This window comes from Paraburkholderia flava, assembly GCF_004359985.1.
Classification (GTDB): Bacteria; Pseudomonadota; Gammaproteobacteria; order Burkholderiales; family Burkholderiaceae; genus Paraburkholderia; species Paraburkholderia flava.
The window spans coordinates 2,143,020-2,167,467 of the sequence record NZ_SMRO01000001.1; the positions used below are offsets into that span (position 1 = coordinate 2,143,020).

Annotated in this window: 26 protein-coding genes; 13 read left to right on the forward strand and 13 right to left on the reverse strand. The window is 62.7% G+C overall.

Annotated features, from left to right (window positions below):
- Positions 1-8: 8 nt before the first annotated feature.
- The 5 genes from E1748_RS09490 (at position 9) to E1748_RS09510 (ending at position 7,089) form a co-directional block, all read left to right on the forward strand.
- Positions 9-869 carry an MBL fold metallo-hydrolase gene (locus tag E1748_RS09490; RefSeq protein ID WP_133646830.1) on the forward strand — a complete coding sequence of 287 codons (861 nt, stop codon included), beginning with the start codon at positions 9-11 and terminating at the stop codon, positions 867-869.
- Positions 870-933: 64 nt separating this feature from the next.
- Complete coding sequence (locus E1748_RS09495; RefSeq protein WP_133646831.1) at positions 934-2,187, forward strand: NAD(P)/FAD-dependent oxidoreductase; 1,254 nt, start codon at positions 934-936, stop codon at positions 2,185-2,187.
- Positions 2,184-3,008, forward strand: coding sequence for a sulfite exporter TauE/SafE family protein (locus E1748_RS09500; RefSeq protein ID WP_133646832.1), 825 nt, complete (start codon positions 2,184-2,186; stop codon positions 3,006-3,008). The genes E1748_RS09495 and E1748_RS09500 overlap by 4 nt, the downstream gene beginning before the upstream one ends.
- 195 nt (positions 3,009-3,203) lie before the next feature.
- Positions 3,204-4,307, forward strand: a complete 1,104-nt coding sequence (locus E1748_RS09505; protein ID WP_133647319.1) for a porin — start codon at positions 3,204-3,206, stop codon at positions 4,305-4,307.
- A 508-nt stretch (positions 4,308-4,815) separates the two neighbouring features.
- Positions 4,816-7,089: a TonB-dependent receptor gene (locus E1748_RS09510; RefSeq protein ID WP_133646833.1), complete on the forward strand. Its 2,274-nt coding sequence runs from the start codon at positions 4,816-4,818 to the stop codon at positions 7,087-7,089.
- Positions 7,090-7,146: 57 nt separating this feature from the next.
- Here the strand turns inward: E1748_RS09510 and E1748_RS09515 are convergent, their stop codons facing one another.
- The 5 genes from E1748_RS09515 to E1748_RS09535 all read right to left on the reverse strand — a co-directional run bounded on the left by E1748_RS09515 (position 7,147) and on the right by E1748_RS09535 (position 11,143).
- Positions 7,147-7,644: a cupin domain-containing protein gene (locus E1748_RS09515; protein WP_133646834.1), complete on the reverse strand. Its 498-nt coding sequence runs from the start codon at positions 7,642-7,644 to the stop codon at positions 7,147-7,149.
- 67 nt (positions 7,645-7,711) lie between these two features.
- On the reverse strand, positions 7,712-8,098 hold the full coding sequence (locus tag E1748_RS09520) for an ester cyclase (RefSeq protein ID WP_133646835.1): 387 nt from the start codon (positions 8,096-8,098) through the stop codon (positions 7,712-7,714).
- Positions 8,099-8,133: 35 nt separating this feature from the next.
- A complete protein-coding gene (locus E1748_RS09525) occupies positions 8,134-8,994 on the reverse strand; it encodes a class I SAM-dependent methyltransferase (RefSeq protein ID WP_133646836.1) in 861 nt (286 codons plus the stop codon).
- A 55-nt stretch (positions 8,995-9,049) separates the two neighbouring features.
- Positions 9,050-9,949: a tetrahydrodipicolinate N-succinyltransferase N-terminal domain-containing protein gene (locus E1748_RS09530; RefSeq protein WP_133646837.1), complete on the reverse strand. Its 900-nt coding sequence runs from the start codon at positions 9,947-9,949 to the stop codon at positions 9,050-9,052.
- Between the two features lie 129 nt (positions 9,950-10,078).
- On the reverse strand, positions 10,079-11,143 hold the full coding sequence (locus E1748_RS09535) for an alkene reductase (protein WP_133646838.1): 1,065 nt from the start codon (positions 11,141-11,143) through the stop codon (positions 10,079-10,081).
- A gap of 104 nt (positions 11,144-11,247) precedes the next feature.
- On the opposite strand from E1748_RS09535, the gene E1748_RS09540 reads away from it, so the two are divergent.
- On the forward strand, positions 11,248-12,144 hold the full coding sequence (locus tag E1748_RS09540; RefSeq protein ID WP_133646839.1) for a LysR family transcriptional regulator: 897 nt from the start codon (positions 11,248-11,250) through the stop codon (positions 12,142-12,144).
- 17 nt (positions 12,145-12,161) lie between these two features.
- Here E1748_RS09540 and E1748_RS09545 read toward each other — a convergent pair whose 3' ends face one another.
- Positions 12,162-13,091 carry a LysR family transcriptional regulator gene (locus tag E1748_RS09545; protein WP_133646840.1) on the reverse strand — a complete coding sequence of 310 codons (930 nt, stop codon included), beginning with the start codon at positions 13,089-13,091 and terminating at the stop codon, positions 12,162-12,164.
- A 128-nt stretch (positions 13,092-13,219) separates the two neighbouring features.
- On the opposite strand from E1748_RS09545, the gene E1748_RS09550 reads away from it, so the two are divergent.
- The 4 genes from E1748_RS09550 (at position 13,220) to ppk2 (ending at position 16,200) form a co-directional block, all read left to right on the forward strand.
- A complete protein-coding gene (locus tag E1748_RS09550) occupies positions 13,220-13,771 on the forward strand; it encodes a carboxymuconolactone decarboxylase family protein (protein WP_133646841.1) in 552 nt (183 codons plus the stop codon).
- Positions 13,772-13,801: 30 nt separating this feature from the next.
- Positions 13,802-14,422, forward strand: a complete 621-nt coding sequence (locus tag E1748_RS09555) for a pyridoxamine 5'-phosphate oxidase family protein (RefSeq protein WP_133646842.1) — start codon at positions 13,802-13,804, stop codon at positions 14,420-14,422.
- A 134-nt stretch (positions 14,423-14,556) separates the two neighbouring features.
- A complete protein-coding gene (locus E1748_RS09560) occupies positions 14,557-15,114 on the forward strand; it encodes a GNAT family N-acetyltransferase (protein ID WP_133646843.1) in 558 nt (185 codons plus the stop codon).
- Between the two features lie 162 nt (positions 15,115-15,276).
- Positions 15,277-16,200 (forward strand): polyphosphate kinase 2, encoded by a 924-nt coding sequence (gene ppk2, locus E1748_RS09565; protein WP_133646844.1) that lies wholly within the window; start codon positions 15,277-15,279, stop codon positions 16,198-16,200.
- Between the two features lie 244 nt (positions 16,201-16,444).
- On the opposite strand, the gene E1748_RS09570 is transcribed toward ppk2, so the two are convergent.
- Positions 16,445-18,028, reverse strand: coding sequence for an inorganic phosphate transporter (locus tag E1748_RS09570; RefSeq protein WP_133646845.1), 1,584 nt, complete (start codon positions 18,026-18,028; stop codon positions 16,445-16,447).
- 294 nt (positions 18,029-18,322) lie between these two features.
- Positions 18,323-18,670 carry a response regulator gene (locus tag E1748_RS09575; RefSeq protein WP_133646846.1) on the reverse strand — a complete coding sequence of 116 codons (348 nt, stop codon included), beginning with the start codon at positions 18,668-18,670 and terminating at the stop codon, positions 18,323-18,325.
- Between the two features lie 130 nt (positions 18,671-18,800).
- Between E1748_RS09575 and E1748_RS09580 the strand changes: the two genes are divergently transcribed.
- Together E1748_RS09580 and E1748_RS09585 are read left to right on the forward strand one after the other, a co-directional pair.
- Entirely contained in the window at positions 18,801-19,199 is a 399-nt protein-coding gene (locus E1748_RS09580) for a lysozyme inhibitor LprI family protein (protein WP_205965216.1), read from the forward strand.
- Between the two features lie 104 nt (positions 19,200-19,303).
- Positions 19,304-20,119, forward strand: coding sequence for an ABC transporter substrate-binding protein (locus E1748_RS09585; protein WP_133646847.1), 816 nt, complete (start codon positions 19,304-19,306; stop codon positions 20,117-20,119).
- 33 nt (positions 20,120-20,152) lie between these two features.
- On the opposite strand, the gene cynS is transcribed toward E1748_RS09585, so the two are convergent.
- Both cynS and E1748_RS09595 read right to left on the reverse strand, forming a co-directional pair.
- Positions 20,153-20,602 (reverse strand): cyanase, encoded by a 450-nt coding sequence (gene cynS / locus E1748_RS09590; RefSeq protein WP_133646848.1) that lies wholly within the window; start codon positions 20,600-20,602, stop codon positions 20,153-20,155.
- Between the two features lie 299 nt (positions 20,603-20,901).
- On the reverse strand, positions 20,902-21,084 hold the full coding sequence (locus E1748_RS09595) for a hypothetical protein (protein ID WP_133646849.1): 183 nt from the start codon (positions 21,082-21,084) through the stop codon (positions 20,902-20,904).
- A gap of 123 nt (positions 21,085-21,207) precedes the next feature.
- Between E1748_RS09595 and E1748_RS09600 the strand changes: the two genes are divergently transcribed.
- Positions 21,208-21,867 carry a M24 family metallopeptidase gene (locus tag E1748_RS09600; protein WP_133646850.1) on the forward strand — a complete coding sequence of 220 codons (660 nt, stop codon included), beginning with the start codon at positions 21,208-21,210 and terminating at the stop codon, positions 21,865-21,867.
- Between the two features lie 20 nt (positions 21,868-21,887).
- On the opposite strand, the gene E1748_RS09605 is transcribed toward E1748_RS09600, so the two are convergent.
- The 3 genes from E1748_RS09605 to E1748_RS09615 all read right to left on the reverse strand — a co-directional run bounded on the left by E1748_RS09605 (position 21,888) and on the right by E1748_RS09615 (position 24,427).
- The gene (locus tag E1748_RS09605; protein WP_133646851.1) at positions 21,888-22,412 is read right to left on the reverse strand and encodes a GAF domain-containing protein; all 525 of its coding nucleotides are present in this window, start codon (positions 22,410-22,412) and stop codon (positions 21,888-21,890) included.
- A 262-nt stretch (positions 22,413-22,674) separates the two neighbouring features.
- Positions 22,675-23,373, reverse strand: a complete 699-nt coding sequence (locus tag E1748_RS09610) for a dienelactone hydrolase family protein (protein WP_133646852.1) — start codon at positions 23,371-23,373, stop codon at positions 22,675-22,677.
- A 190-nt stretch (positions 23,374-23,563) separates the two neighbouring features.
- Positions 23,564-24,427 (reverse strand): cytochrome c oxidase assembly protein, encoded by an 864-nt coding sequence (locus E1748_RS09615; protein WP_133646853.1) that lies wholly within the window; start codon positions 24,425-24,427, stop codon positions 23,564-23,566.
- Positions 24,428-24,448 lie beyond the last annotated feature (21 nt).

Genomic DNA, 24,448 nt, shown 5'->3' on the forward strand with positions numbered 1-24,448 from the left:
AGTCAGGCATGAAGCCATGCGTCGAAGCATTCCACGATCCGCAGACATCGACCATCACCTATGTGGTGTACGAAGACGTGGGTTCCCCCTGCGCGATCATCGATTCGGTGCTCGACTATGAACCGCATGCCGGGCGCATCGCGACGCATTCCGCGGATCGTGTGGTCCGCTTCGTCGCGGAGCGAAACCTGCAGGTTCAGTGGTTGCTGGAAACGCATGCGCATGCCGATCACGTATCCGCGGCAGCGTATCTGCGGGGAAAACTCGGCGGCGCGATCGGGATCGGCGAGTGTATCGGCTCGGTGCAGGCCGTGTTCGAACGGATCTTCGATCTCGATTCTTCCGCACGGACGGAGGCGGGGTTCTTCGATCATCTGTTCGCCGACGGCGAAGCGTTTCAGGTCGGCGCGCTGACCGGCCGCGTGATGCATGTGCCCGGTCACACGCCGGCCGACGTGGCCTATGTATTCGACGGCCTCGCATTCATGGGCGACACGTTGTTCATGCCGGATGTCGGCACCGCGCGCTGCGATTTTCCGGGCGGCGATGCCGGCACGCTGTACGAATCGATCGGCAGATTGTTGAGCCTGCCTTCGCAGACGCGTCTGTTCGCCTGTCACGACTATCCGCCCGATGGCCGCGAAGCGCGTTGGGAAACCACGGTGGCCGAGCAGCGGGCGGCGAACATTCATGTCCGCGACGGCATCACGGTGGACGCGTTCGTCGCGATGCGCAACGCGCGCGATGCGACGCTTGGCCAGCCCGCGCTGATCATCCCGTCCATTCAACTGAACATCCATGCCGGCGTTTTGCCACCGGCTGGAGAAAACGGTGTGCGCTATCTGAAGCTGCCGCTCAATACGTTTTGATACGTTTTGACGCAGCCGGCAGATAGAGACAACCCATCTGGAAGCACAGGTAACAGGTATCGCGATGACGACGAATGCAGCATCTTCAGGGAACGCGGAAACGTTCGACATAGTGGTGATCGGTGGCGGCGCTGCGGGTATCGGCGTGACGGCGAGTTTGCTGCGTCGCCGGCCCGGATTGCGTATCGCGATCGTCGAACCCGCGGAGCGGCACTTCTATCAACCGGCGTGGACGCTGGTCGGCGGCGGCGCATTCGATATCGACGACACGGTGCGACCGATGTCGTCGGTGATGCCCGACAACGCGCACTGGCTACGGGCGAGCGCCAGCGCGATCGAGCCGGAACGACATGTCGTGCGGCTCGACGATGGGCGTGCAGTGGGTTACCGCAGGCTCATCGTCTGCCCCGGTTTGCGGCTCGCGTGGGAAAAAATCGAAGGACTGGAAGAGACGCTGGGCAAGAACGGTGTGACGTCGAATTACCGGTTCGATCTGGCGCCGTACACGTGGAAGCTGGTCAGCGAGTTAAAGCGCGGCAACGCGATCTTTACGCAGCCGGCCATGCCGATCAAATGTGCGGGGGCGCCGCAAAAGGCGCTCTACCTGTCCTGCGATCACTGGCTCAGGACGAGCGTGCTCGAGCAGATCGATGTCGAGTTCAATCTTGCCGGAGAGGCGCTCTTCGGGGTGGCGGCGTTCGTCCCGTCGTTGATGAAGTACATCGAGCGCTATCACGCGTCGCTGGCGTTCGGTTCGAATCTGGTGAGCGTGGACGGTGCCCGCAAAGTCGCTTCGTTTAGCGTGAAAAACGCGGCCGGCGGCGTAGCGCGTATCGACAAGCCGTTCGACATGTTGCATGTCGTCCCGCCTCAACTTCCGCCGGCGGTTGTCAGCGAGAGTGTGCTCGCGGATAAGGCAGGGTGGTGCGAGGTCGATCACGAGACGCTCGTGCATCCGCGTTACCCGGACGTTTTTGCGCTTGGCGATGCGTGTTCGGCACCCAGCGCCAAAACGGCCGCGGCCGTTCGCAAACAGATCGTGGTCGTCGCGGAGAATCTGCTGGCCGCGATAGATGCCCAACCGTTACCCGCGCGTTATGACGGGTACGGTGCATGTCCATTGACGGTCGAGAAAGGCAAGGTCGTGCTGGCCGAGTTCGGCTACGGCGGCAAGTTGCTGCCGACCTTCCCGCTCGATCCGACCGTGCCGCGCGCTTTGATGTGGCATCTGAAGGCCCGTCTCCTTCCGTGGCTTTACTGGAACGGCTTGTTGAAGGGCCGCGAATGGCTCGCCGGTTCGACGAAGCCGCAAGCATGAGCGCGCTGTCGTTCATCGCGTTGACCAGCATCGCGCTCGGTGCGTGTGTCGGTGCCACGCTTGCATTGACCGGCGCGGGCGGCTCGATCATCGCTGTGCCGCTGCTGATGTTCGGCTTGCGGCTTTCCGTGGTCGAGGCTGCGCCTATCGGTCTGCTCGCGGTGGCATCGTCCGCGGTGCTCGGTGCTTGCCTCGGACTCAGGGCGGGCATCGTCAGATATCGCGCGGCAGGTTTGATTGCAGCCGCCGGCATGCTGATGGTGCCTGCAGGGTTGTGGGCCGCGCGGCACGTGCCGAACACACCGCTCACGGTGTTGTTTGCCGGGGTGCTCGCCTATGTGGCGGTTCAGATGTATCGACGGGCAAGCGGATCGCATGAGGCTTCTGCGTCCGCGCCATCCGTGCGTTGCCATCTCGATACCGCCTGCGGCCGCCTGATCTGGACGCTGCCGTGCGCGCGCGTCCTGGCGATGTGGGGCGCGGTAGCGGGTTTTCTGTCGGGATTGCTGGGCGTGGGCGGCGGCTTCGTGATCGTGCCCGCGCTGAAGCGGTCGACCGATCTGCCGATGCAGACCATCGTCGCGTCTTCGCTCGGAGTCGTCGCGCTCGTCTCGGTGAGCGGCGTGGTGTCGGCAGCGCTGCAACGGCATATGAACTGGTCCATTGCGATTCCGTTCGCAGCGGGCGCAGTGGGCGCGATGCTCATTGGGCGCAGATTCGCAACGCACTTGAGTAGTTCGAGGTTGCAGCAAGGTTTTGCGGTGATTGCCGGAGTGATTGCGTTTGGACTGGTAGCCAGGGTTCTGTTGAACCACGCCTGACCAACCAAGATATAAATAGAAAGTTATCTGAATTCTATAAATATAGGTATCCGAAATAAAAATAAGAGAATTTGCCGCGTTCACTCAAAATCACGGTCGGATGAATTTTTTCGGCCAGAGCCTCAACCTGGTGACCGCAGTGCTTTTTCTGGAAGCCGATCTATTTCCCCACCCTCTAAAGCAGGCGTTCATATGATGAAAAAAATTGCAGCGGTTATTCCAGTCATGGTCGCCGTATCGCCCGTCCATGCGCAGAGCTCGGTTACGTTGTACGGGATCGTCGAAGACGGCGTCGACGTGGTCAGCAACGTGCAGGGCGCTCATCTCGTTCAGCTTGCTTCGGGTGTGACGGCAGGCAGTCGATGGGGCGTGCGGGGCACCGAAGATCTCGGCGGCGGCCTTGCCGCGGTGTTCCGTCTCGAAAGCGGTTTCGATCTCAACTCGGGACGGCTCGGCAGCGGACTCGCGTTTTCACGCAATGCCTACGTGGGCTTGCAAAGCCAGCGGGCAGGTACGGTGACGTTCGGGCGTCAATGGGATTCGATCGTCGATTTCGTCGAGCCTTTTACGCTGAACGGCAACATCGGCGGCTACTACTTCGCGCATCCGAACGATATGGATAACACCGACAACGGCTTCCCCATTTCCAACGCGATCAAGTACCGCAGCCCGACGATCGGCGGCTTCACGTTTGGCGGACTCTATGCGCCCGGCGGGATCGCCGGCAAGTTTTCCGACAACACGACATACAGTGCCGGGGCGACCTACGCGGCAGGATCGTTCAGTGCGGGCGTCGGCTATCTGCGTATCAACGATCCAGAGGTATCGACGCAGGGTTACCAGAACTATCCGGGTTTCACGAATGCCGTCTACGGAAACTTCCTCGCCAACGCCCGCGCGCAGAAGGTATTTGGCGTAGGGGTGTCGTATCGGGTAGTGGAATCGCTGCGCGTGCTCGCGGACTTCACGAATACGACTTTTCAGCAGGGTAGCGCGGGGCATGACGCAACGTTCCAGAACTACGAGCTGTCGGGCCTGTTCAATCCCACGCCTGCGATCACCATCGGCGCGGGTTATACCTACACCACGGGCCGTGACCACGCCACGAACGGACAGCCCAAATACAACCAGTTCAACCTGACGGCTGAGTACGCGCTTTCGAAACGGACGTCGGTCTATGTGCTGGGTGTATTTCAGAAGGCCGCGGGGGATGCGCAGGTTGCGCAGATCGCCGGGTTCAATCCGTCGGGGAATCAGAAGCAGGCGGTTGGGCGGGTAGGGATTCGTAGCGTCTTTTGATCCTGGCGCAGCCAACAGAGCAGTTTGGCAAATTCGTAGGGACGGTTCCGCAGCGACAGCATGATGCAGTGAGAGATCGACATTTCTCACTGCAATGTGTGCGTGTCGCTGTGCGTTTCTCAACAGGCCTCTTGCGGCCATCGTGCTCAAGGCCCCATCGCCGGGTGCGCGCGAAGCTTCTTCAAGAAGCCGCTTCTTGCAACGTGGGCGACACCCTCGAAAGAAACTTGCGGGCAACCCGAAAGCCAATCGCAAGACAAACAGTCCAGATGAAATTTTTTGTCGCCTCGATGGAATAAAGCGCTGGCACACCGCGTTTGCATCGTCGGGCGTTGCGACAGCTTCGCCCGATGCGCCGTCAAACCGCGTTCGCCACGTAGCGATCGCACCCGGCCAATCCCCACAGAAAAGTGTTTTTTAAAACAGCCACGCGGAGCAATGCGTGTGTCGTTGCGCGCGTGCCGTTCATCGGCTCGTGCTGCAACACTTCCAAAAATGGGGAATGGCAATGAAAGTCAAGAAAGCGCGCCGCGCTGCGTGTGCCACGCGCGTTGTGCGTGTGAGCAGACGAGGGGGATTCGACGCGCGTATCGCCGCGATCTGTCTGGGCGCGGTGTGCGCGCAAACGGGTTGGGCGCAAACATCGGAACAATCGCCTGGCGCGACGAGCCCCGCATCGACCGGCACGACGCTGCCGGCGATTCACGTCGAAGGCACCGCGCAGAACGGCTACGGACCGCTGGTCGAAAGCAACACGGTCAACGATCCGCATCAGCGCACTGCATCGAGCAAGACCGGTACGAAGCTCGAAGATCTGCCCGCGAATGTCCAGGTCATTCCGCGTCAACTGGTGTCCGAGCAGGGCGGTACGACGCTGCACGACGCGATCGCCAACGCGAGCGGGATCAACTACGGCGGTCAGGATTCGAAGGGCTACTACGACCACTTCCTGATTCGCGGCCTGAACGCGCAGGTCTATGAGGACGGCTTTTCCGACGGCGACGAACTCAGCGGCATTTCGCATTCGCTGAATGGCGTCGAGCGGATCGAGATCCTCGAAGGTCCGGGGTCCGCGCTGTTCGGCAGCGGGCCGCCGGGCGGCACGATCAATCTCGTGCACTACCAGCCGTCGTCGGAATTTCATTACGGCGGTAGCGTGCAGGCCGGGTCGTTCGGCACGATCGACACCAGCGCGTATGTCACCGGGCCGACCGGCATCTCGGGCCTGAACTATCGCGTCGACGCGACGGTGTCGCGCACCGACGGATTCCGCGACCTGAGCGGACGTGACTACGAAGTCAGACCCGATCTGCAATGGCAGCTTGGCCAGCACAAGATCGAGTTCTCGCTGGATCTGCGCGACTCGCACCAGACTCCGGACTCGTACGGCATCGTCTACTTCCACGGCTCGCCGCTGACGAACGTGTCGCGCGACGCGAAGTTCTCGTCGCCGTTCGCGTTCGCGCATCAGACCTACGTGCGCCCGACGCTCTCCGACGAATGGCGCATCAGCGATTTCCTGACGATCAACAACCGCGTGTCGTACCTGCATCGTTCGCTCGACGTGCTGACCAACGGCGACAGCACGAGCACGAAGGTCAGCGGCGGTGAAGTGGTCGGCCGGCAGATCCGCCAGCAAGACGACAGCGACAACACGTTCGACTATCAGCTCGAACCGGTGTGGAAGTTCGCGACCGGCAGCGTCGGCCATACGCTGCTAACGGGCTTCGAATATCAGCATCTGGTGATGAACACCGATCGCGATACCGCCGACCTGCCGAACATCCCCGATGCGTTCAATCCGGTGCCGCCGGAAACGTCGCTGGGTGCGCTGAACTTCCTGTGCGACGCGAAGCATTCGTGCGACAACGACCACATGGTCGCGAACTACTACAGCATTTATGCTACCGATCAGATCGACGTCACCGACCGGCTCAAGGTCCGTGCAGGCGTTCGCCGCGACTGGTGGGATACGTCGCTGACGCCGAACGTGACGGTGCCGGGCAGCTTCGGCACCGGCGGTCAACCGCTGCTCGCCGGCGTGACCGACACGCGCAACGATGCGCCGGTCAGCTGGAACGTCGGCGTGCTGTACAAGCTGACGCCCTGGATGACGCCGTACTTCGGCATCTCGAAGAGCCATCTCGCGAACTTCAACTCGGAGAACGTGCAGAACGGTATCGGTGCGCCGGAGTCGGCGTTGCAGTACGAGGTGGGCGTCAAGTTCTCGCTGCTCGACGATCGCTACATCATCAACACGGCGCTGTTCGACGTGAAGCGCGACAACGTCGCGACGGCGACGACGGTCAACGGCGTCGAGTCGGTGCTGTTCGACAGTCAGAAGACGCGCGGCGCCGAAGCATCGATCGATGCTTCGATCACGAATCACTGGCATGTCGTCGCGAACGTCACCGCGCAGGATCCGGTCATCACCGACAACCCGCAGGGGATCACGTCGGTGGGCAATCGTCCGCAAGGTGCGCCGGCCTACATCGCGAACCTCTGGTCGAGCTACGATTTCTCGATCGCGGGGATTCCTGGGTTCCACGTGGGCGCAGGCATCAACTACGTCGCGAAGACCTACAGCGACATCACGAATGCGAACTCGATTCCGTCGTACGTGATTGCGAATGCGGCAGTCGGTTATGAGTCGCGGCGCTGGGGTGTCGACCTGAACGTGCACAACCTGACCGATCGTCGTTACTTCGTCGCGGCGAATGCGGCGGGTGCGTTTGTCGGCGAGTCGTTGAGCGCGTTCGTGAACCTGCACGCGAACTTCTGACGTTATCCGTCAGTGATGGAGGCGACGCGGCATGCCGGTGAGCATGCCGCGTCGTGTCTAGTCGTTCGAATTTTTATCCGGCATCCCGTCGTGATCGCCGATCGGTCTTTCCGGCCAGTCCACCCAGCGATCGGGTCGGTTGAGTTCGCGCGCCGGGTTCAGCGGATATTTGATGCGGTTGTCGTCGCGCGGACGTTCGCCGATCACCATCAGTCTGACTTCTTCCTGCGTGTTGTTCAGAAACGTGTGGCAGATGCCGGTGCCTGCCGGAAACGCGACCGAATCGCCTTCGACTAGCGGATGCAGCACGCCGTCGATCCACACGTCGGGCTTGCCGTGCAGCACGTAGACGAATTCCTGCTCGGTGCTTTCGGCATGCGGATAGGAGGTACGCCGGCCGGGCAACAACCTCGTGTGATGAATGCCGATTCGAGTGATGCCCAGTGCCGCCGACAACGGCGCGTCGAAATCCATCTTCTCGGAATCGCCGCTGTAAGTGCTGGCCTCGGGGTTCTCCAGCTCGGTCCAATGTTTGATGAAATCGGGTCTTTGCATCGGCTGGTTTCCTTGAGTACGGGCAACGAGATCGCGCGCGCGACCACGCGATTGCGCGATTACGCGGCTACAGCTGCGAGGCGATCGCGGCCATGTCGATGATCGACCACACCTGCTGGATCTTCCCTTCGCGAAATTCGTAGAACACGTTTTCGGTGAACGAGACTTTCTTGCCGTCGACGGGGAGGCTGAGAAACGTGTGTCTGGGTGTGCAGTCGAATCGCAGACGGCTCGCGATAACCGGCGGCTCCGACACGAGCAGCTGGACCTCGAAGTAGAGATCGGGCACCTCGTGAAAATCCTTCTCCAGCATCTCGCGATAGCCCGACAAACCGATCCGCTTGTCGTTGTACATCACGTCGTCGGCGACGAACTGTCCGAGTAGCGGCCAGTCCTGGCGATTCAGGCACGCGATGTAGCCCCGGTAGATCTGTTGAAGATCGGTTTTGTCCATGTGAGCGTGTCCTTGCGATTCTGCAAAGCCTGGTGTCATGTATTCGCTATCAGCAATTCTTCCGCATTCGCGGGCGGCCGGAGACCGTCGCTTCTGCCCGCGAAGTAGCGCTGCGTCAGATCCGCTGCCGACACATGACGTGCTTCCGAAAAACCGGCTTCGCGCGCGAGCTCGAGAATATCGGGCGGTGTGAAAAAGCTGATGAAGGGTGTGCCACTCGCACGCGCACCTTTCTCCGCCATCTCGAGGCCGGGGCGCACTTCGGGATCGGCGAGTTCGAGCGGAAGCAGGAAGGTCATCGCGAGTATCGAGCCCGAGGCCAGCGACGCGACTTCGCGCAACGCGGCGGCGTTCGCCTCCTTCGACAGATACATGCTCACGCCCGTAGACACGACGATCGCCGGCTTGCTGGTGTCGAAGCCGGCGACGACGAGTTTGTCGAGCCAGACATCGCCTGCTTCGAAATCGACCGGCACGAAGCGCAGCCCGTCAGGCACACCGAAGCCGAGTTCAATCAGCCGCCGCCGTTTCCACTCCTGCGGATCGGGTTGATCGACCTCAAAAATCTTCAGACGCGATGCGATCTCTGGCCGCCGCTGCGCAAAGCTGTCGAGGCCGGCGCCGAGAATCACGTACTGCTCCAGCCCCTGGGCAGCGTGCTCGATGACCAGGTCTTCGATAAAGCGCGCACGTGCGACGATCGATGCGCGGAACGGTCGCGTGAACTCCGGATTCATGTCGCCGCGCGCACGCCAGTCTTCGCCCGGCGCGAGCAACTGCAGACCGATCCGGTCTTCCAGTACGTGCGGAGCCGCATCGACTTCGGCGTGCAGTGCACGCCACAACGCGACGCGTGCTGCGGTGCTTTCCGGCGCTACGTTACGCTGGTCGTTCATGGTTCTCGATCCTCCTGGGTTGTCTCCGTCTCTGTGCGATGCGGTCAGCCTGCGGTTAGCCGTTGCCGTGCAGGCTGGCGTTCAGGCCACCCCAGCGCGACGCATCGGTGTACAGGACTTCCACCGCGCCGCTCTGACTGTTCCGGCGAAACAGCAGGCCCGACTGTCCGGACAACTGCCTCGCCGCGACAATGGTACCGTCGGGCAGCTTCACTTTCGTCCCCGCCGTTACGTAGAGACCGGCTTCGACGATGCATTCGTCGCCGAGCGAAATCCCGATGCCCGCATTCGCGCCGAGCAGGCTGCGCTCGCCGATCGCGTTCCGTTGCTTGCCGCCACCCGACAGCGTGCCCATGATCGACGAGCCTGCGCCGACATCGGAGTTCTTGCCGACGGTCACGCCCGGCGTCACGCGGCCTTCGACCATCGCTTCGCCGAGCGTCCCCGCGTTGAAGTTCACGAAACCCTCGTGCATCACCGTCGTGCCCGACGCGAGGTGCGCGCCGAGCCGGACGCGGTCCGCATCCGCGATGCGCACGCCTTCGGGCACGACGTAGTCCGTCATGCGCGGAAAGCGATCGACCGATGGCACGGTGAGATGGTGATAGTCGGCGGCCACGCGTTCGCGCAGATCGTCGACGTTGGCCGGCAATACCGGCCCCGCCGACGTCCACGCGATGATGGGCAGCAGACCGAAGATACCGTCGAGATTGATCTCGTTCGGTTTGACGGTGCGCTCCGACAGCAGATGCAGGCGCAGATACGCTTCTTCGGTGGACGCGGGCGGTGCGTCGAGCGACTCGATCGTTACGTCCACGATGTCGCCCGCAATCACGCCGACTTTCTCGGCGAGGCAGCTGCGTTTGCGCGGGGTGTCCGCCAACGGAAACCAGACGTCGAGCGTCTTGCCCGTGCTTACGTCGCGATATCGGTGACCGCTTCGTCGAATCGTCATTGCAGCGTCCTTGAGTGATGGTGCGGCAGTCCGGCGGGTATCGCGAAATCATAGCGGACGATCGTTGTGATCGTCCGCTTCGCGTCTGCCATTTTTTGCTGCTGCAAGGACGCTACTACAGCTGCTGCATTACGCGTGTTCCATCGCCGGATAGTCGATATAGCCCTGCGGACCGTCCGAGTAGAAGGTGTCGCGCTGCGGTGCGTTGAGCGGCGCACCGGCCGCAAAGCGCTCCGGCAGATCCGGATTCGCGAGATACAGGCTGCCGAACACGGTGGCGTCGGCCTTGCGTTCGGCGACCAGCGCGGCGGCGCTGTCGCGATCGAGCCCGCCGCCTTGCAGCAGCGGACCATCGAACAGCGGGCGCAGCAGCGAGCGGTAGTCGAATGCGCTGCCCGTTCGCATCAGATGCAGATACGCGAGCTTCAGCGGGCTGATCCGCTGCACGAGGTACTGGAACGTTTCCTGTGGCGTCGCGTCGATCACGCTGTTGAAGCCCATTTCCGGCGCGATCTTGATACCGACGCGAGCGCTGCCCGCTTCGTCGATCATCGCAGTCAATACTTCGACGATAAAGCGCGTGCGATTTTCGAGCGAGCCGCCGTACGCATCGGTGCGCTGGTTGGTCCCCGACGACAGGAACTGTTCCGGCAGATAACCCGACGCCGCATGCAGCTCGACGCCGTCGAAACCCGCCTGCAACGCGTGACGTGTCGCGCGGCGGTAGTCGTCGACGATGCCGGCGATCTCGCTGGTTTCGAGCGCGCGCGGCACGACGAAGTCCCGCGGCCCGGCCGCGGTGAAGACCTGGCCTTCGGCCGCGATCGCCGACGGTGCGATAGGCGTCGCGCCGTCGGGCAGCATGCTCGGGTGCGAGATGCGTCCGGTGTGCATCAACTGCATGAAGATCAGGCCGCCTTGCGCGTGGACCGCGTCGGCGACGCGCTTCCAGCCGTCGATCTGCGCGGCTGAATGGATGCCCGGCGTCCGGACGTAACCCTTGCCCATCGCCGACGGGAACACGCCTTCGGTAACGATCAGTCCGGCGTTTGCGCGCTGTGCGTAGTACTGCTCGGTGAGCGGGGAAGGAACACCGGTTTTGTCGTCGGCGCGGGAGCGGGTCATCGGTGCCATCACGAGGCGGTTGCGCAGTGTGTGTTGGCCGATGCGTACGGTTTCGTTCAGCGGGTTCATGTCGATTCCTTGAGTGGTGAGTGAGTATCGACAGAATGAACTGATCCGTGGAAGGGATAAAGATCTACAATTGAATACACTGATCCATCAGTGGAGCAATCGACGTGGAACTACTGAGCTACATGCGGCTGTTCGTGGAGGTCGCGCGAACGCGGAGTTTTCGTCGGGCGGCGGACGCGCTCGACATGCCGAACTCGACGCTGTCGCGGCACATCGCAACGCTCGAAAAAACGATCGGCCTGCGGCTCCTGAATCGCTCGACGCGCAAGGTCGAGCTGACCGATGCGGGCGAGGTCTATTTCAAGCGCTGCCAAAGCATCGTCGAAGAAGCGCGGATCGCGCACGAGTCGTTGCTCGAAGTGGCCGAGCGTCCGACCGGCACGCTGCGCGTATCGATGCCGGTCGATCTCGCTACCCGCTATTTCGCACCGCTCATCGCGGAGTTCGCGGCGGCGTATCCGCTGATCGCGTTCGAGTTTGACCTGACGCCGCGCCGCATCGATCTACAGGCGGATCCGTTCGATCTCGTGATTCGCATCGGGCCGCCGCCCACTGCGCCATCGATGCTCGTCGCGCGGCCGATCGCCGTGCTGCCGCGCTATCTGTACGCGTCGCCGACGTACCTGAAGCGCGCTGCGCCGCTCAACCATCCGAACGATCTGGACCGGCATGTGGTCTGCGGCGTGCAGGGCGCGGCGCGGCCGGCCGATGGCGCGAGGACGTTCTATCGGGGCGACGAGACGGTCGCCGTTGCGATATCGACGCGCTTCTCGATGAACAACGTGGGGCTGAGCCGTGCGCTGGCGCTGGAGGATGTCGGCATTGCGGTGCTGGACAACGTGATCGCGCGCGAAGACGTCGAGTCGGGGCGGCTCATTCGCGTGCTGCCCGAATGGAGCCTCGCACCGGTCCAGGTGCACGCGATTACCGAAACGCGCTTGCTGCCGGCGCGGGCGCGACTGTTCATCGATTTTCTGAAGACGCGTTTGAGTGACGCGTGAGGGGGCAGACGTCTGCGTTACCCCGGCGCGCGACGTTTCCGTGCCTGTCCTTCGTGGTCCATGCGCAGACGCAAGCGCGGCGTCACGAAGTCGAGAAACGCGCGCAGTTTCAGCGGCAACGGTGCCTGTCCGCGATGCACGAGGTGGATCGGCAACGGCTCGGGTTCGAACCGTTCGAGCACGACGCGCAGCGTCTTGTCGCGCACGGCGTCCGCGATCTGGTACGACAGCACGCGCGTGATCCCGACGCCTAACAGCGTCGCGGCGATCGCGGCATCCGCAGTATTGACGACGAGCCGCGAATGAATCGGCACCTCGATTGCCGACTTGCCCGACCCGAAGGCCCACACGCGAGCGGACTCGATGCCCTCGAACGTGATGCATCGATGCGCGGTTAAATCGGCGGGTTTCGTCGGCACACGATGTTCGGCGAGATACGCGGGACTCGCGCACATCACGCGACGGATCGTGCCGACACCCATCGCGACCAGCGTGCTGTCGGGCAGCGTGCCGATGCGGACCGCGACGTCGACGTGCTCGTCCATCAGATGCATGAAGCGATCCGCCAGCATGAGCCGGATGTCGATCTCCGGGTACGCGGCGAGAAACTCGGCGATCACCGGCACGACATGCAGACGTCCGAACACGACCGGCGCCGTGACCACGAGCTCGCCTCTCGGCGACGCGTATTCGCCGGTCGCCGCGCGTTCCGCTTCGCCCAGGTCTTCGAGAATGCGCCGGCATGCGGCGAGATACGACTGACCGGTTTCCGTCAGCGCGAGTTGACGCGTCGTCCGATGCAGCAGACGCGTCTTCAGATGCGCTTCCAGTTCGCCGATCTTGCGGCTGACCGTCGCGAGCGGCATGCCGAGACGCCGCGCGGCCGCCGAGAAACTGCCCGCCTCGACGACAGCGATCAGCACAGACATCGATTCGAGTCGATCCATCGAACTATCTCGTTTGGCGGGAGGATGATTCTCGATACTGCTGGATTCTCTTTGAAAATGGAAGTGCGTATTGTTGGACACATCGCAACCGCGCTTCATTTCTACCGTTCATTTCAAAGGAAACAGCCATGTCCCGCATTCCCGTACCCGCCACGATCGCCGACGCGCCGGCTGCGTCTCGCCCGCTGCTCGAAGCCGTCGAGAAGCAACTCGGCACCGTGCCGAATCTGTTTCGTCTGATCGGCGTCAACCCGGCGGCGCTCGAAGGGCACATGGGTCTGTTCGGTGCGCTCGGCAAAGGCACCCTGTCGTTGCAGACGCGTCAGCGGATCGCCGTCGCGATCGCAGAATTCAACGGCTGCGATTACTGCCTGTCTGCTCACGCGTATCTCGCGAAGCATCTTGCAAAACTCGACGACGCGGAGATCGCCGCGAGCCGCGACGGGCACTCGAGCGATGCAAAGGCGGAAGCGGCGGTGCGCTTCGCGCTCGCGGTTGCGCAGCAGCGCGGTCGTGTGCCCGACGCCGATCTCGATGCAGTCCGCTCGGCTGGCTACGACGACGCGCAGATCGTCGAAATCGTGCAGCACGTCGCGCTGAACGTGTGGACGAACTATCTCAACCTGGTTGCCCGGACCGATATCGATTTCCCGGTGATGCATACGCGGCACACTGCCTGAACGCAGCTGTGCTCCGCGAGGAGAACTGTGATGACAGATACCCTGATGTTTCCCAGCGACGTGGCGTTCACACCGACAGTCAAGTCGATGCAGCAGCGTCTCGGCTCGCGTGATGGCTACGCACGGATGGAACAGGCGCACGGCTGGGAGACGCGTATCACGCCGGACCTCACGGCATTCATCGCGCGGCAGACGAGCGTATTTCTCGCGACCGCAAGCGGCGACGGGCAGCCGTACATCCAGCATCGCGGCGGCCCCGCCGGTTTCCTGCACGTGATCGGCGATCGCACGATTGCGTTCGCGGATTTCGCCGGCAATCAGCAATACATCACGATGGGCAACCTGGCGGATAACCCGAAGGCGCATCTGTTTCTGATGGATTACGCGTTGCGTCGGCGGATGAAGATCTGGGGCGAAGCGCGTGTGGTGGAAGACGACGACGCGCTCGTGACATCGCTGATGCCGGCGAATTACAAGGCACGGGCGGAACGTGCGATTGTGTTTACGGTGAGCGCGTGGGACGCGAACTGTCCGCAGCACATTCCGCGTCGGTTCGAAGCGGCGGATGTCGCTGCGGCACTCGAGGAACGCGACCAGCGCATTGCCGAGCTGGAAGCGGAAGTGCAGCGGTTGCGTGCGGGGGCCAAGTAAGGCGTGAAGTCACGCGAGCATCGCATGTCGCATGTGTCTGCTTTGCCAGGGCGAAGCAGACAGCGCGGCGAATCACATCGGGGCACATGGGCCACGTAGAATGACACGCACGCTCATCCGCTGGTGCTCTCCCGATGCCGCTCATTGCTGAAGTCACGTCGCAGCATTTCGATCGCTGGGCCGATCACCTCGAACGCCTGTTCGCGGAGTCGGGGCGCGACGGTATGCCGTTATTTTCGCCGCTCGAAACGTGGCCCGGCGCGTCGTCACCCGAAGGCCGCAGTCGTTACGAAAAACGTTTTGCATTGCCGGTGAAGTCGCCGGGATGGGCGCGTGCGTGGATCGTCGACGACGCTGACGGCCGACCGATCGCGCATCTCGATCTCACGGGTTCGACGATTCCTTCGGAGATGCATCGCACCACGCTCGGGATCGGATGCGAGCGGGCGTTTTGCGGGCAGGGGCTTGGTCGCGCGCTGATGGTGCACGCGATCGATTTCGTCGCAGATAGCGGGATCGAATGGATCGATCTGCACGTGTTCAGCGAGAACGACGTGGCGATTTCGTTGTACCGATCGTTTGGTTTTGTCGAGACGGGGCGTACCGCGGACCGCTTTCGTCTGCGTGGCCGCTCGGTGGACGATGTGGCGATGAGTTTGCGCGTCTCGCCGCGTCGGGCATCGGAAGGCTGATGCGGCGGGTTTTCCCGCATTTTCGCATTCGCGAAATGCGTTCCGTCCGTGCCCGCCCCGAGCAGAAAAGTAATACGGCTGACACTACCCGTTAAGATAATCGTTGGTTGACGCTGCGCCGCATATGGCGCGTTTCCCTTTCCGTCGCCGAGGAGAATCGAGATGAACGAGCAGGATCCGACACCCGATGCACTGCTGGACGAGCGGCGTCGCCGCTTCGAGGAAGATCTCGTCGATGCGTACGACGAAGAACTCGAGATGGAAGTGGACGACCGTCTGCTCGACGGCTCGTCCGCGCTCACACCCGAGGCCCGCGAATCGCGCAAGCAATATTTCCGCGAGTTGTTCCGGCTGCAGGGCGAACTCGTCAAGCTGCAGGACTGGATCGTGCACACCGGTCACCGGATGGTCGTGATCTTTGAAGGACGCGATGCAGCGGGCAAGGGCGGCGCGATCAAGCGCATCACGCAGCGGCTCAATCCGCGTGTGTGCCGGGTCGTTGCGCTGCCGGCGCCGAGCAACCGCGAACGTACGCAGTGGTACTTCCAGCGCTATGCGACGCATCTTCCGGCCGGCGGCGAGATGGTGCTGTTCGATCGTAGCTGGTACAACCGCGCGGGCGTCGAGCGCGTGATGGGCTTTTGCAACGATGACGAATACGAAGAGTTTTTCCGCTCGGTGCCCGAGTTCGAAAAAATGCTCGTGCGCAGCGGCGTGCAGATCCTGAAGTACTGGTTTTCGATCACCGACGAAGAGCAGGAAATCCGCTTCCAGGCGCGCATTCAGGATCCGTTGAAGCAGTGGAAGCTGAGCCCGATGGATCTGGAAAGCCGTCGTCGCTGGGAGGCATACACGCACGCGAAGGAAGTGATGCTGCAGCGCTCGCACATTCCGGAAGCGCCGTGGTGGGTCGTGCAGGCCGTCGACAAGAAGCGCGCGCGCCTGAACTGCATCCACCATCTGCTGAGCCAGGTGCCGTACACCGAGGTCGAGCATTCGACGGTGTCGCTGCCGGAGCGCGTGCACCACGCGGAGTACATCCGCCAGCCGGTGCCGTCGTCGATGATCGTTCCTGATCTCTACTGATCGCGCTTTTTTCTACCGATCTTTCTACCGATGTTCGATGCCGGCCCGCTTCATAGCGGGCCGGTTTGTTTTGGCGGGACGCTTTTCGTCGCGATGCTTCATAAAATCAGGCCAAAAAAAAGCAGCGCGGCCGAACCGCGCTGCCCAATCGCTGAAGCACCTTCAATTGCGCTGAAGTCTCTTCAACCGGTAATGCGTTGGTGATGCGTTGCCGGTCTCACAACCGGCAACGGCCATCAGGCAATCAGAACACCTGACGGAACACCCAGTACAGCCCAGCCGCCAGTCCGATCGACACCGGCAGCGTCAGCACCCAGGCGAGCACCAGGCTGCGCACCGTGTTCCATTGCAGACCCGAGCCGTTCGCGGCCATCGTGCCCGCGACACCCGACGACAGCACGTGCGTCGTCGATACCGGCAGGCCGTACATGTCCGCTGCGCCGATCGTCACCATCGCGACCAGTTCCGCCGATGCGCCCTGGCCGTAGGTCAGATGCTGCTTGCCGATCTTCTCGCCGACCGTCACGACGATCCGCTTCCAGCCGACCATCGTGCCGAGGCCCAGCGCGATCGCGACGGCCACCTTCACCCACGTCGGGATGAACTTGGTCGCGTGGTCGGTCTGCTTCTTGAAGTTGTCGATCGCGGCCTGGTCTTCCGTCGAGAACGCGGGCTGCTTCGCCTTGTCGATCAGGCGGATCGCTTCCGACGCGACGTACATGTTGTTGCGCACGTTGTCGACGGTGTCCTGCGGCACGTTTGCCATCGAGCCCGACGCACCGACCTGCTGGCTGATCTGCGTCGTCAGCTGCTGCAGCGCGGGCAGTGTGGCCGGCGTCAGCTGACGCGTCTGCACGTAGGTCTCGACGTCGTGGCGCGCGTTCGTCGACGGCGGTGCGCCGTTCGTGTAGTGACTCAGCGCGCTTGCGGCCTGCTGTGCGACGGCGATGAAGGTCTGCGTTTCGGCGGGCGTCACGGCCTTGTTCAGCGCGTACGCGGTGGGCACCGTGCCGATCAGGATCAGCATGATGAGGCCCATGCCCTTCTGACCGTCGTTCGAACCGTGCGCGAACGACACGCCCGTACACGTGAGGATCAGCAGGCAGCGAATCCAGAACGGCGGCGGCTTGTTGCCGGTCGGCTCCGCGTACAGCGCGGGCACCCGGATGACCGCCTTCAGCACGAGCAGCAGCAGTGCGGCGAGCAGGAAGCCGACGATCGGCGAGAACAGCAGCGACTTGCCGACGCCGAGCGCCTGGCTCCAGTCGACGCCGCTCGTGCCCGACGAGCCGTGCAGCATCTGGTTCATCAGACCGACACCGATGATCGAACCGATCAGCGTGTGCGAGCTCGACGACGGCAGGCCGAAGTACCACGTGCCCAGATTCCAGATGATCGCGGCGATCAGCAGTGCGAAGACCATCGAGAAGCCCGCGCTGCTGCCGACCTGAAGAATCAGCTCGACGGGCAGCAGTTGCAGGATGCCGAACGCGACCGCGCCGGTCGACGTCAGCACGCCCAGAAAATTCCACGCACCGGACCACACGACCGCGAGGTTCGGCGTCAACGAATGCGTGTAGATCACGGTGGCGACCGCGTTCGCGGTGTCGTGGAAGCCGTTCACGAACTCGAAGCCGAGCGCGATCAGCAGTGCGATACCGAGTAGCAGATACGGCAGGATCGACGATTGCCGCACGGGTGCGAGGTCGTCGATCAGATGGGTCGCGCAATAAATCGCTCCAACAGCGATCACGACCAGGAAGATCAGCAGGCCGATACTACGGCGACCGGTTGAGGCACTCGACTGGGGATACGAAAGTTCCGGCATGGCCTTGGTCTCTCGGTGAGGGTCGCAGGGAGTTACGATCCTGGTCGGGACGTGTGTCGTGCCGATGACAATTCAGTGTCGGATATGCCCCCTATATGGGCACGGGCGTGCCGGGCCTGAGCCCGTGCGGGATCGGCATGAACTCGGGAGTTGTCCCAGGTGTTCGGGAAAATTGGGGAAAAGAGAGAAAAGGCGCGCGAAGGCGCGTAGAAACGGTTCGCGCCGTGCGAAGCCGGGGCGAAATCGAGGTGAATCTCGACCGTTGTCCTGATCGTTACCCCTGATTGTTACCCGTTAGGGCTTGAGCACCCGATGGACCATGTCGAGCAGTTTCGCGATCGGAAACGGTTTGCGCAGAAAGCCCTGGATCGGCACGCCCGGCGGCGACGCGATCGCGGACGTCATCACGACGGGAATGTCGGCGAGCTGCGGTACGGATTTCAACGCGTTCACCAGCGCGACGCCGTCCATGCCCGGCATCATCCAGTCCGACACGACGACGTCGGGACGCTCGCTGCGCGCCGAGCGCATCGCGAGTGCGCCGTTGGGCGCAGTCCGCACGCGGTAACCTTCGCCTTTCAACAGCGTTTCCATCGCACGGAGCAAATTGAGGTCGTCTTCGACGAGCAGTATCGTTGCCATTTTTTTCCCTGAGCCTGATGGTGGTTCAGCAATCCGTGTTCCACGCTTCACGTCCCGCGTCTGCCATGGCGAACCCGGCGTCGCAGATCCTGTCTCACTCGCACGTTTTTCTCCCGGAGTTGCCATGCGTATGCATTCGTTCCGAAGCGATACCGGAAGCGGTACCAATTCATGCCGCCATCGTCGTGTTGCCGTCGCGCTGTGCGCGGTCATGCTCTACGTGCTGCCGGGCGGCGCGGCGTGGGCCGCGAGCTTCGACTGCACGAAGGCGAAACAGCCCGACGAGCGCGCGATCTGCGCGTCGCGTGCGTTGAGCGAGCAGGACGTCGAGATGGCGGTCCGCTTCGAAATGCTGACCGGGCTCGTCGCGATGGGCACGCGCGGCGACATGCAGGACGCGCAGCACGACTGGCTGCAGCGTCGCGGCCGCTGCGGCGCGTCGCGCAGTTGCCTCGCCACCGCGTATCGCGAGCGCATCGATGTGCTCAAGCAGCAGTACCAGCAATTAAAGAGCCGCGGTCCGTTCTAGTCCGTTCTTTCTTCCCGCCCGATCGTCGATAATGCCTTCTGCATGCGCGCGCGGTTCGTGCGCGCGGCTTCAACGTTGTCACGGAGAGTCGGGAAGAGCACGAGATGAAAACGAAAACGACATGGAAGAGATGGCTGGGGGCAGTGCTGGGCGTGCTGCTGGTCACGACGGGCACGATGGCTACGATGGGTACGGCTCACGCGAAGGACTGGTCGACGATCCGTTTCGGCGTCGATCCGAGCTATCCGCCGTTCGAATCGAAGTCCGCTGACGGCAAGCTGGTCGGCTTCGATATCGATGTCGGCAATGAACTGTGCCGGCGCCTGAACGCGAAGTGCGTGTGGGTCGAGAACGCATTCGACGGCATGATTCCCGGCCTGAAGGCACGCAAGTTCGACGGCGTGCTGTCGACGATGTCGATGACGCCCGCGCGCGTCAAACAGATCGCGTTCTCCGCGAAGCTGTTCCATGTGCCGACGCGCCTCGTCGCGAAGAAAGGCTCGAACATCGAACCGACCGCGAGTTCGCTCGCCGGCAAATCTGTCGGCGTGGAGCAGGGCTCGATGCAGGAGACCTACGCGAAGACCCACTGGGGCACGAAGGGCGTGAATATCGTGTCGTATGCGGATCAGGACCAGGTCTACGTGGATCTGCTCGCCGGACGACTCGACGCGTCGCTGCAAAACGCGGTGCAGGCCGAGCGCGGCTTTCTCGATACGTCGCGTGGTGCGCCGTATGCATTCGCCGGTCCGACGCTCGACGACAGCGCGATCTTCGGACCCGGCACCGCGATCGGGCTGCGCAAGGAGGATACCGATCTGAAGGAGAAACTCGACGGCGCGATTGCCGCGATGATCAAGGACGGGACCTACAAGCGCATCGCGGACAAGTATTTCGACTTCGACGTGTACGGCGATTAATCGATTGATCGTTGCCTGGCGACGCGTCAGGTGTCAGTAGCGCTTGTACGGCAGGAACTTGCCGGACAGCATGACCTTGACGCGATCGCCTTTCGGATCGGCTTCGCGCTGGATGTCCATCGAGAAGTCGATCGCACTCATGATCCCGTCGCCGAATTCCTCGTGAATCAGCTCCTTGATCGTCGTGCCGTACACGTTGACGATCTCGTACCAGCGATAGATCAGCGGGTCGGTCGGCACCGCACTGGGTAGCGAGCCCTTGTACGGGACTATCTGCAGCCACGCAACGGCCTCGTCGGACAGCCCGAAGATTTCGCCCGCCGTTTCGGCCTCGCTCTTGCTGAAGGTCATCTGGCCGAGGCACGCGGCCGTCGTCCATTCCTTGCTTTGGCCGATCTTCTCGGCGACGTCGGCCCACTTCAGGCCCTTCGCCACTTTTGCGGCGACGATCATCCGGGTTACTTCGTCACGACTCGATACCATGGTGCGCTCCGTCGAGGAATGAATGGCAATGGCCGCGCGGTCGACGCGGCTGGGTTCATTCTACGAACGGCAAAAATCCTGCGTGCGGGAATGTGCGGCAATTTTGAGCATGCAGTCGGAGTACGGGCGATGCATAAGTGCCGGCCCAGCTATCTGTCCGCATGCCGGTTGGCAGTGGTATGCGCTGTACCGCGAGCGCTATCGATAACGATCAGCTGTCTCGCGCTCGCCTGCGCTCGCGCGTATCGCGCGGCGAGCGCATGCGATGCGAGCACACCGTATCGATGTCCGTCGCCCGATCACTTCTCGCGACGTTGCGCGGGACGTCCGCCGCCGCCCGGCGGCTCGGCATGATCGCCGGTGCCGAGCGGTACTTCGGCGGTCTGCTTCGGGTGCTCGTTGCTGCGCGGTATTGGCTGCTTGCCGGCATCGACCCCTTCGTTGGGCGGGTCTTCTTTCGGTTTCGATTCGCGAGGCTGCATGATGGGCTCCGGTGACGATGAAACACATTACCCCGCAAACCGTGTGCCGCATCGGCAGCAACGACTGCAACGCATCCGGCACGCACGCGGTAACATCGACGCCTGATCACTGGAGGATTGAACGTGAACGAAGTGGCACAGGAAGCGGTGGGCCAGCGTTTCTCGCTGGATACGATGAAGTACGCACGCACGATGACGTGGAAAGCAGTCGATGCAATCGCCGAGCGCATCAAGCCGGGCATGCTCGAGTCCGAGGCTAACGCGGTCGGCAAGGAGGTGCTCGCGGGCATCGGCATGGAGCGGATCTGGCATCCGGTGCTGGTCCGGTTTGGCGAGAACACGCTGCGCACGTTCAAGGAGCGCTCGACGAGCGATCCGGTGCTGGCCGCGAACGATATTTTCTTCATCGATATCGGCGTGGTGTGGGACGGTCACGAAGGCGATGCGGGCACCACGTACGTGGTCGGCGACGATGCGGAGATGCACGCGTGCGCGAAGGCGTGCAAGACCGTGTTCGATGAAGTCGAGCATCACTGGCGCACGACCGGCGCCGGCGGCAAGGCGCTATACGACTACGCAGCGGCGCGCGCCGAAGCGGCGGGCTGGCGGTTGAACGTCGACATCAAGGGACATCGCGTGAGCGACTTCCCGCACGCGATTCACAAGGCCGGCAAGCTCGGCGACTACGATTCGCGTCCCGCCGAAGGATTGTGGATACTCGAAATCCAGATCGCGCATCGGGAGCGTCCGTTCGGCGCGTTCTACGAAGATCTGCTGGTGTAACGCGTCTAGCTCGCGTAGTTCTATTTCGCGCGCACGTCGCCTGCTGCGGCGTGCGGCCACGCGAGCTCGATGAACACGGCGCATAACGCTTCCATGCCGCGTGCGTCGTCTTCGTCGAAGCGATTCAACAGGGGACTATCGACGTCCCACACGCCCACGAGCGTGCCATCGGCTGCGACCAGCGGCACCACGACTTCCGATTGCGATGCGGAGTCACACGCGATGTGACCGGGGAACGCGTGCACGTCGCGCACCAGCTGCGTCGTGCGGCTTTGCGCAGCCGTGCCGCACACACCGCGGCCCAGTGCGATACGCACACACGCGGGCTTGCCCTGAAACGGACCGACCACCAGTTCGTGACCGTCGTGGAAATAGAAGCCGGCCCAGTTCAGATCGGGCAGCGAATGAAATACCAGCGACGAAAAGTTCGCCGCGTTGGCGATCAGATCGTGCTCGTCGGCGAGCAGCGAACGGGCTTGCGCGACGAGTTCGGCGTAGTGGTCGGCTTTGGACAGCGACGGATTCTGGGTGGAAAGCTCGAACATGATGAAGGCGATCGGGATGCCGGCGCGATGCCGGTCGGGACTGCAAGGATAACGCGTGTGGGAGTTGGGCAGGTCCGGCCGGTCGCAAGGTGATCGCTCAGGTGACCTCGATCTCGTCACCGGAACGTGAGGTCGCCGAAACCTGCGACGTCGCGTGGCCGGGTCGTCAGAAAGACCGCCCACATGCAGAATGTCGATGTTGATGATGTGCATGACAGGCGGGAGCGGTGTGCGACCCGCTCCCGCCGTTCATCCGTCGAACTTACAGATGCTGCGCCAGAAACTCGAGCGTCCGGCCATGCGCCAGCGCAGCCGCATGCTGGTTATACATCTGAGGACGACCCCAGCAGTTGAAGCCGTGATCGGTGTTCGGATAGTCGAAGAACGTCGCGTTGGACTTGCCCGCGAACGCTTCCTTGACGGCCGCAACCGCGGTCTGCGGAATGTGCTGATCCTGCAGCGCGTAGTGGAACACGATTGGCATCGTGACGTCCTTCGCGACGTCGAGATACTGATCGATGCCGCCGCCGTAGTACGCGACCGCCGCATCCGCTTTCGTCAGCGCAGCCGAGCGATACGCGAGCTGGCCGCCCAGGCAGAAGCCGACCACGCCCGTCTTGCCCGTCACTTCCGGCAGCGTGCGCAGCGTCTTGATCGCGCTTGCGACGTCGTCGGCGGCTTTCACGAAATCCAGCTTCTGGTACAGGCCGAACGCGGTGCCCGTGTCGGCTTCGTTGTACGTCAGTTCGACGCGCGGTTGCAGGCGCCAGAACACGTCCGGCGCTAGCACGACGTAGCCGGCGAGCGCATATTGATCGGCCACGGCGCGGATGTGTTCGTTGACGCCCCAGATCTCCTGGACCAGCACGATGGCCGGGCCGTTACCGGTGGGTGGCAGCGACAGGTAACCGGAGAAGGTTTGTCCGTCGTCGCTCTTGATGTCGATCCAGCGTGAGTTCATCGTGATCCTCGTCGAATGGGAGTGAGGGAAGCGGTCGGCGTGCGAGCGGGGATGTCGGAGGCGCACCGGCCAGGCGATCGAAACAACCTCTGATATTCGCATATCCGTGAGGCACGCGTGCGGACACGCGCAACGGGCCGCGCGGCGAACGGTGCCGCCACCGTTCGCGACGTTTCAACAACGACGTTCGCTACTTCTGCAGCGCAGGCCGCGCGCGCTTCGGTACGCGTCGCGGTTTCGGCGGCACGCGCTGCGGCATGGCGGACAGCCGCATCATGTGGCGCAGCGCCATCATCGCGCCGATCGACTCGATGACGGCGGCCGGCACCCACATGATCAGCCCGCCCAGACTCTGATCGAGCGCAGGCGGTAACGACGTAAACGCGCGGCCGCACAGCGTGAACACCGGATAAAGATCCTGCGACGAAAACGTGATGATCGCGCCGACGAGAATCTGCGGCGTCATCGTGATTACCGGCGACAGCACGCGCAGACCGGGTCGCGCGCGGCTCGGCGGACTCGGCCGGTGGTCGAGCAGCATCCACCAGTACAGCAGTCCGCTCACCGCGACCGACCAGTTCATGAACGTATAGATGCGCCAGTCGAGCATCGCGACGAACTGCACCGGCGGAATCAGCCAGAACACCACCGACACCACGAACGCCAGCGAAATGAAAGTCGGGTGCAGCACGACAGCGGCGACCGCGCGCGCGGGTCCGCTGCGTTGCGCGCGCCGCAGCTTCTGACGCCAGCGCAACGGCAACCCCGCACGCAACGCGCTGCCCGGATAGGCGGACATCATGATCAGCGGGGCGAGGTGGTGCAGCACCAGATGCTGCAACCGGTGCATGAAGAACTGATGTTCCGCGTAGTAGTCGAGCCGCGTGTGCAGCGAGATGTAGAACAGTGCGAGCCCGGTCCAGAACGCGGCCTGCCGAACCGGACCGACATGCGCGCGCCGCGCGCCGCGTGCGTACAGCACGGCTGTGACAATGAAGACGACGACGAGCCCGAATGAAGGCTCCCACGGATCGAGCAGACGAAGCAGGAACATGACGAATCGAAAAGTGGCGGC

Coding starts and splice junctions, on each gene's coding strand:
- E1748_RS09490 (WP_133646830.1), top strand. CDS start 9: ATGAAGCCATGCGTCGAAGCATTCCACGATCCGCAGACATCGACCATC.
- E1748_RS09495 (WP_133646831.1), top strand. CDS start 934: ATGACGACGAATGCAGCATCTTCAGGGAACGCGGAAACGTTCGACATA.
- E1748_RS09500 (WP_133646832.1), top strand. CDS start 2,184: ATGAGCGCGCTGTCGTTCATCGCGTTGACCAGCATCGCGCTCGGTGCG.
- E1748_RS09505 (WP_133647319.1), top strand. CDS start 3,204: ATGAAAAAAATTGCAGCGGTTATTCCAGTCATGGTCGCCGTATCGCCC.
- E1748_RS09510 (WP_133646833.1), top strand. CDS start 4,816: ATGAAAGTCAAGAAAGCGCGCCGCGCTGCGTGTGCCACGCGCGTTGTG.
- E1748_RS09515 (WP_133646834.1), bottom strand. CDS start 7,644: ATGCAAAGACCCGATTTCATCAAACATTGGACCGAGCTGGAGAACCCC.
- E1748_RS09520 (WP_133646835.1), bottom strand. CDS start 8,098: ATGGACAAAACCGATCTTCAACAGATCTACCGGGGCTACATCGCGTGC.
- E1748_RS09525 (WP_133646836.1), bottom strand. CDS start 8,994: ATGAACGACCAGCGTAACGTAGCGCCGGAAAGCACCGCAGCACGCGTC.
- E1748_RS09530 (WP_133646837.1), bottom strand. CDS start 9,949: ATGACGATTCGACGAAGCGGTCACCGATATCGCGACGTAAGCACGGGC.
- E1748_RS09535 (WP_133646838.1), bottom strand. CDS start 11,143: ATGAACCCGCTGAACGAAACCGTACGCATCGGCCAACACACACTGCGC.
- E1748_RS09545 (WP_133646840.1), bottom strand. CDS start 13,091: ATGGATCGACTCGAATCGATGTCTGTGCTGATCGCTGTCGTCGAGGCG.
- E1748_RS09550 (WP_133646841.1), top strand. CDS start 13,220: ATGTCCCGCATTCCCGTACCCGCCACGATCGCCGACGCGCCGGCTGCG.
- E1748_RS09555 (WP_133646842.1), top strand. CDS start 13,802: ATGACAGATACCCTGATGTTTCCCAGCGACGTGGCGTTCACACCGACA.
- E1748_RS09560 (WP_133646843.1), top strand. CDS start 14,557: ATGCCGCTCATTGCTGAAGTCACGTCGCAGCATTTCGATCGCTGGGCC.
- ppk2 (WP_133646844.1), top strand. CDS start 15,277: ATGAACGAGCAGGATCCGACACCCGATGCACTGCTGGACGAGCGGCGT.
- E1748_RS09570 (WP_133646845.1), bottom strand. CDS start 18,028: ATGCCGGAACTTTCGTATCCCCAGTCGAGTGCCTCAACCGGTCGCCGT.
- E1748_RS09575 (WP_133646846.1), bottom strand. CDS start 18,670: ATGGCAACGATACTGCTCGTCGAAGACGACCTCAATTTGCTCCGTGCG.
- E1748_RS09580 (WP_205965216.1), top strand. CDS start 18,801: ATGCATTCGTTCCGAAGCGATACCGGAAGCGGTACCAATTCATGCCGC.
- E1748_RS09585 (WP_133646847.1), top strand. CDS start 19,304: ATGAAAACGAAAACGACATGGAAGAGATGGCTGGGGGCAGTGCTGGGC.
- cynS (WP_133646848.1), bottom strand. CDS start 20,602: ATGGTATCGAGTCGTGACGAAGTAACCCGGATGATCGTCGCCGCAAAA.
- E1748_RS09595 (WP_133646849.1), bottom strand. CDS start 21,084: ATGCAGCCTCGCGAATCGAAACCGAAAGAAGACCCGCCCAACGAAGGG.
- E1748_RS09605 (WP_133646851.1), bottom strand. CDS start 22,412: ATGTTCGAGCTTTCCACCCAGAATCCGTCGCTGTCCAAAGCCGACCAC.
- E1748_RS09610 (WP_133646852.1), bottom strand. CDS start 23,373: ATGAACTCACGCTGGATCGACATCAAGAGCGACGACGGACAAACCTTC.
- E1748_RS09615 (WP_133646853.1), bottom strand. CDS start 24,427: ATGTTCCTGCTTCGTCTGCTCGATCCGTGGGAGCCTTCATTCGGGCTC.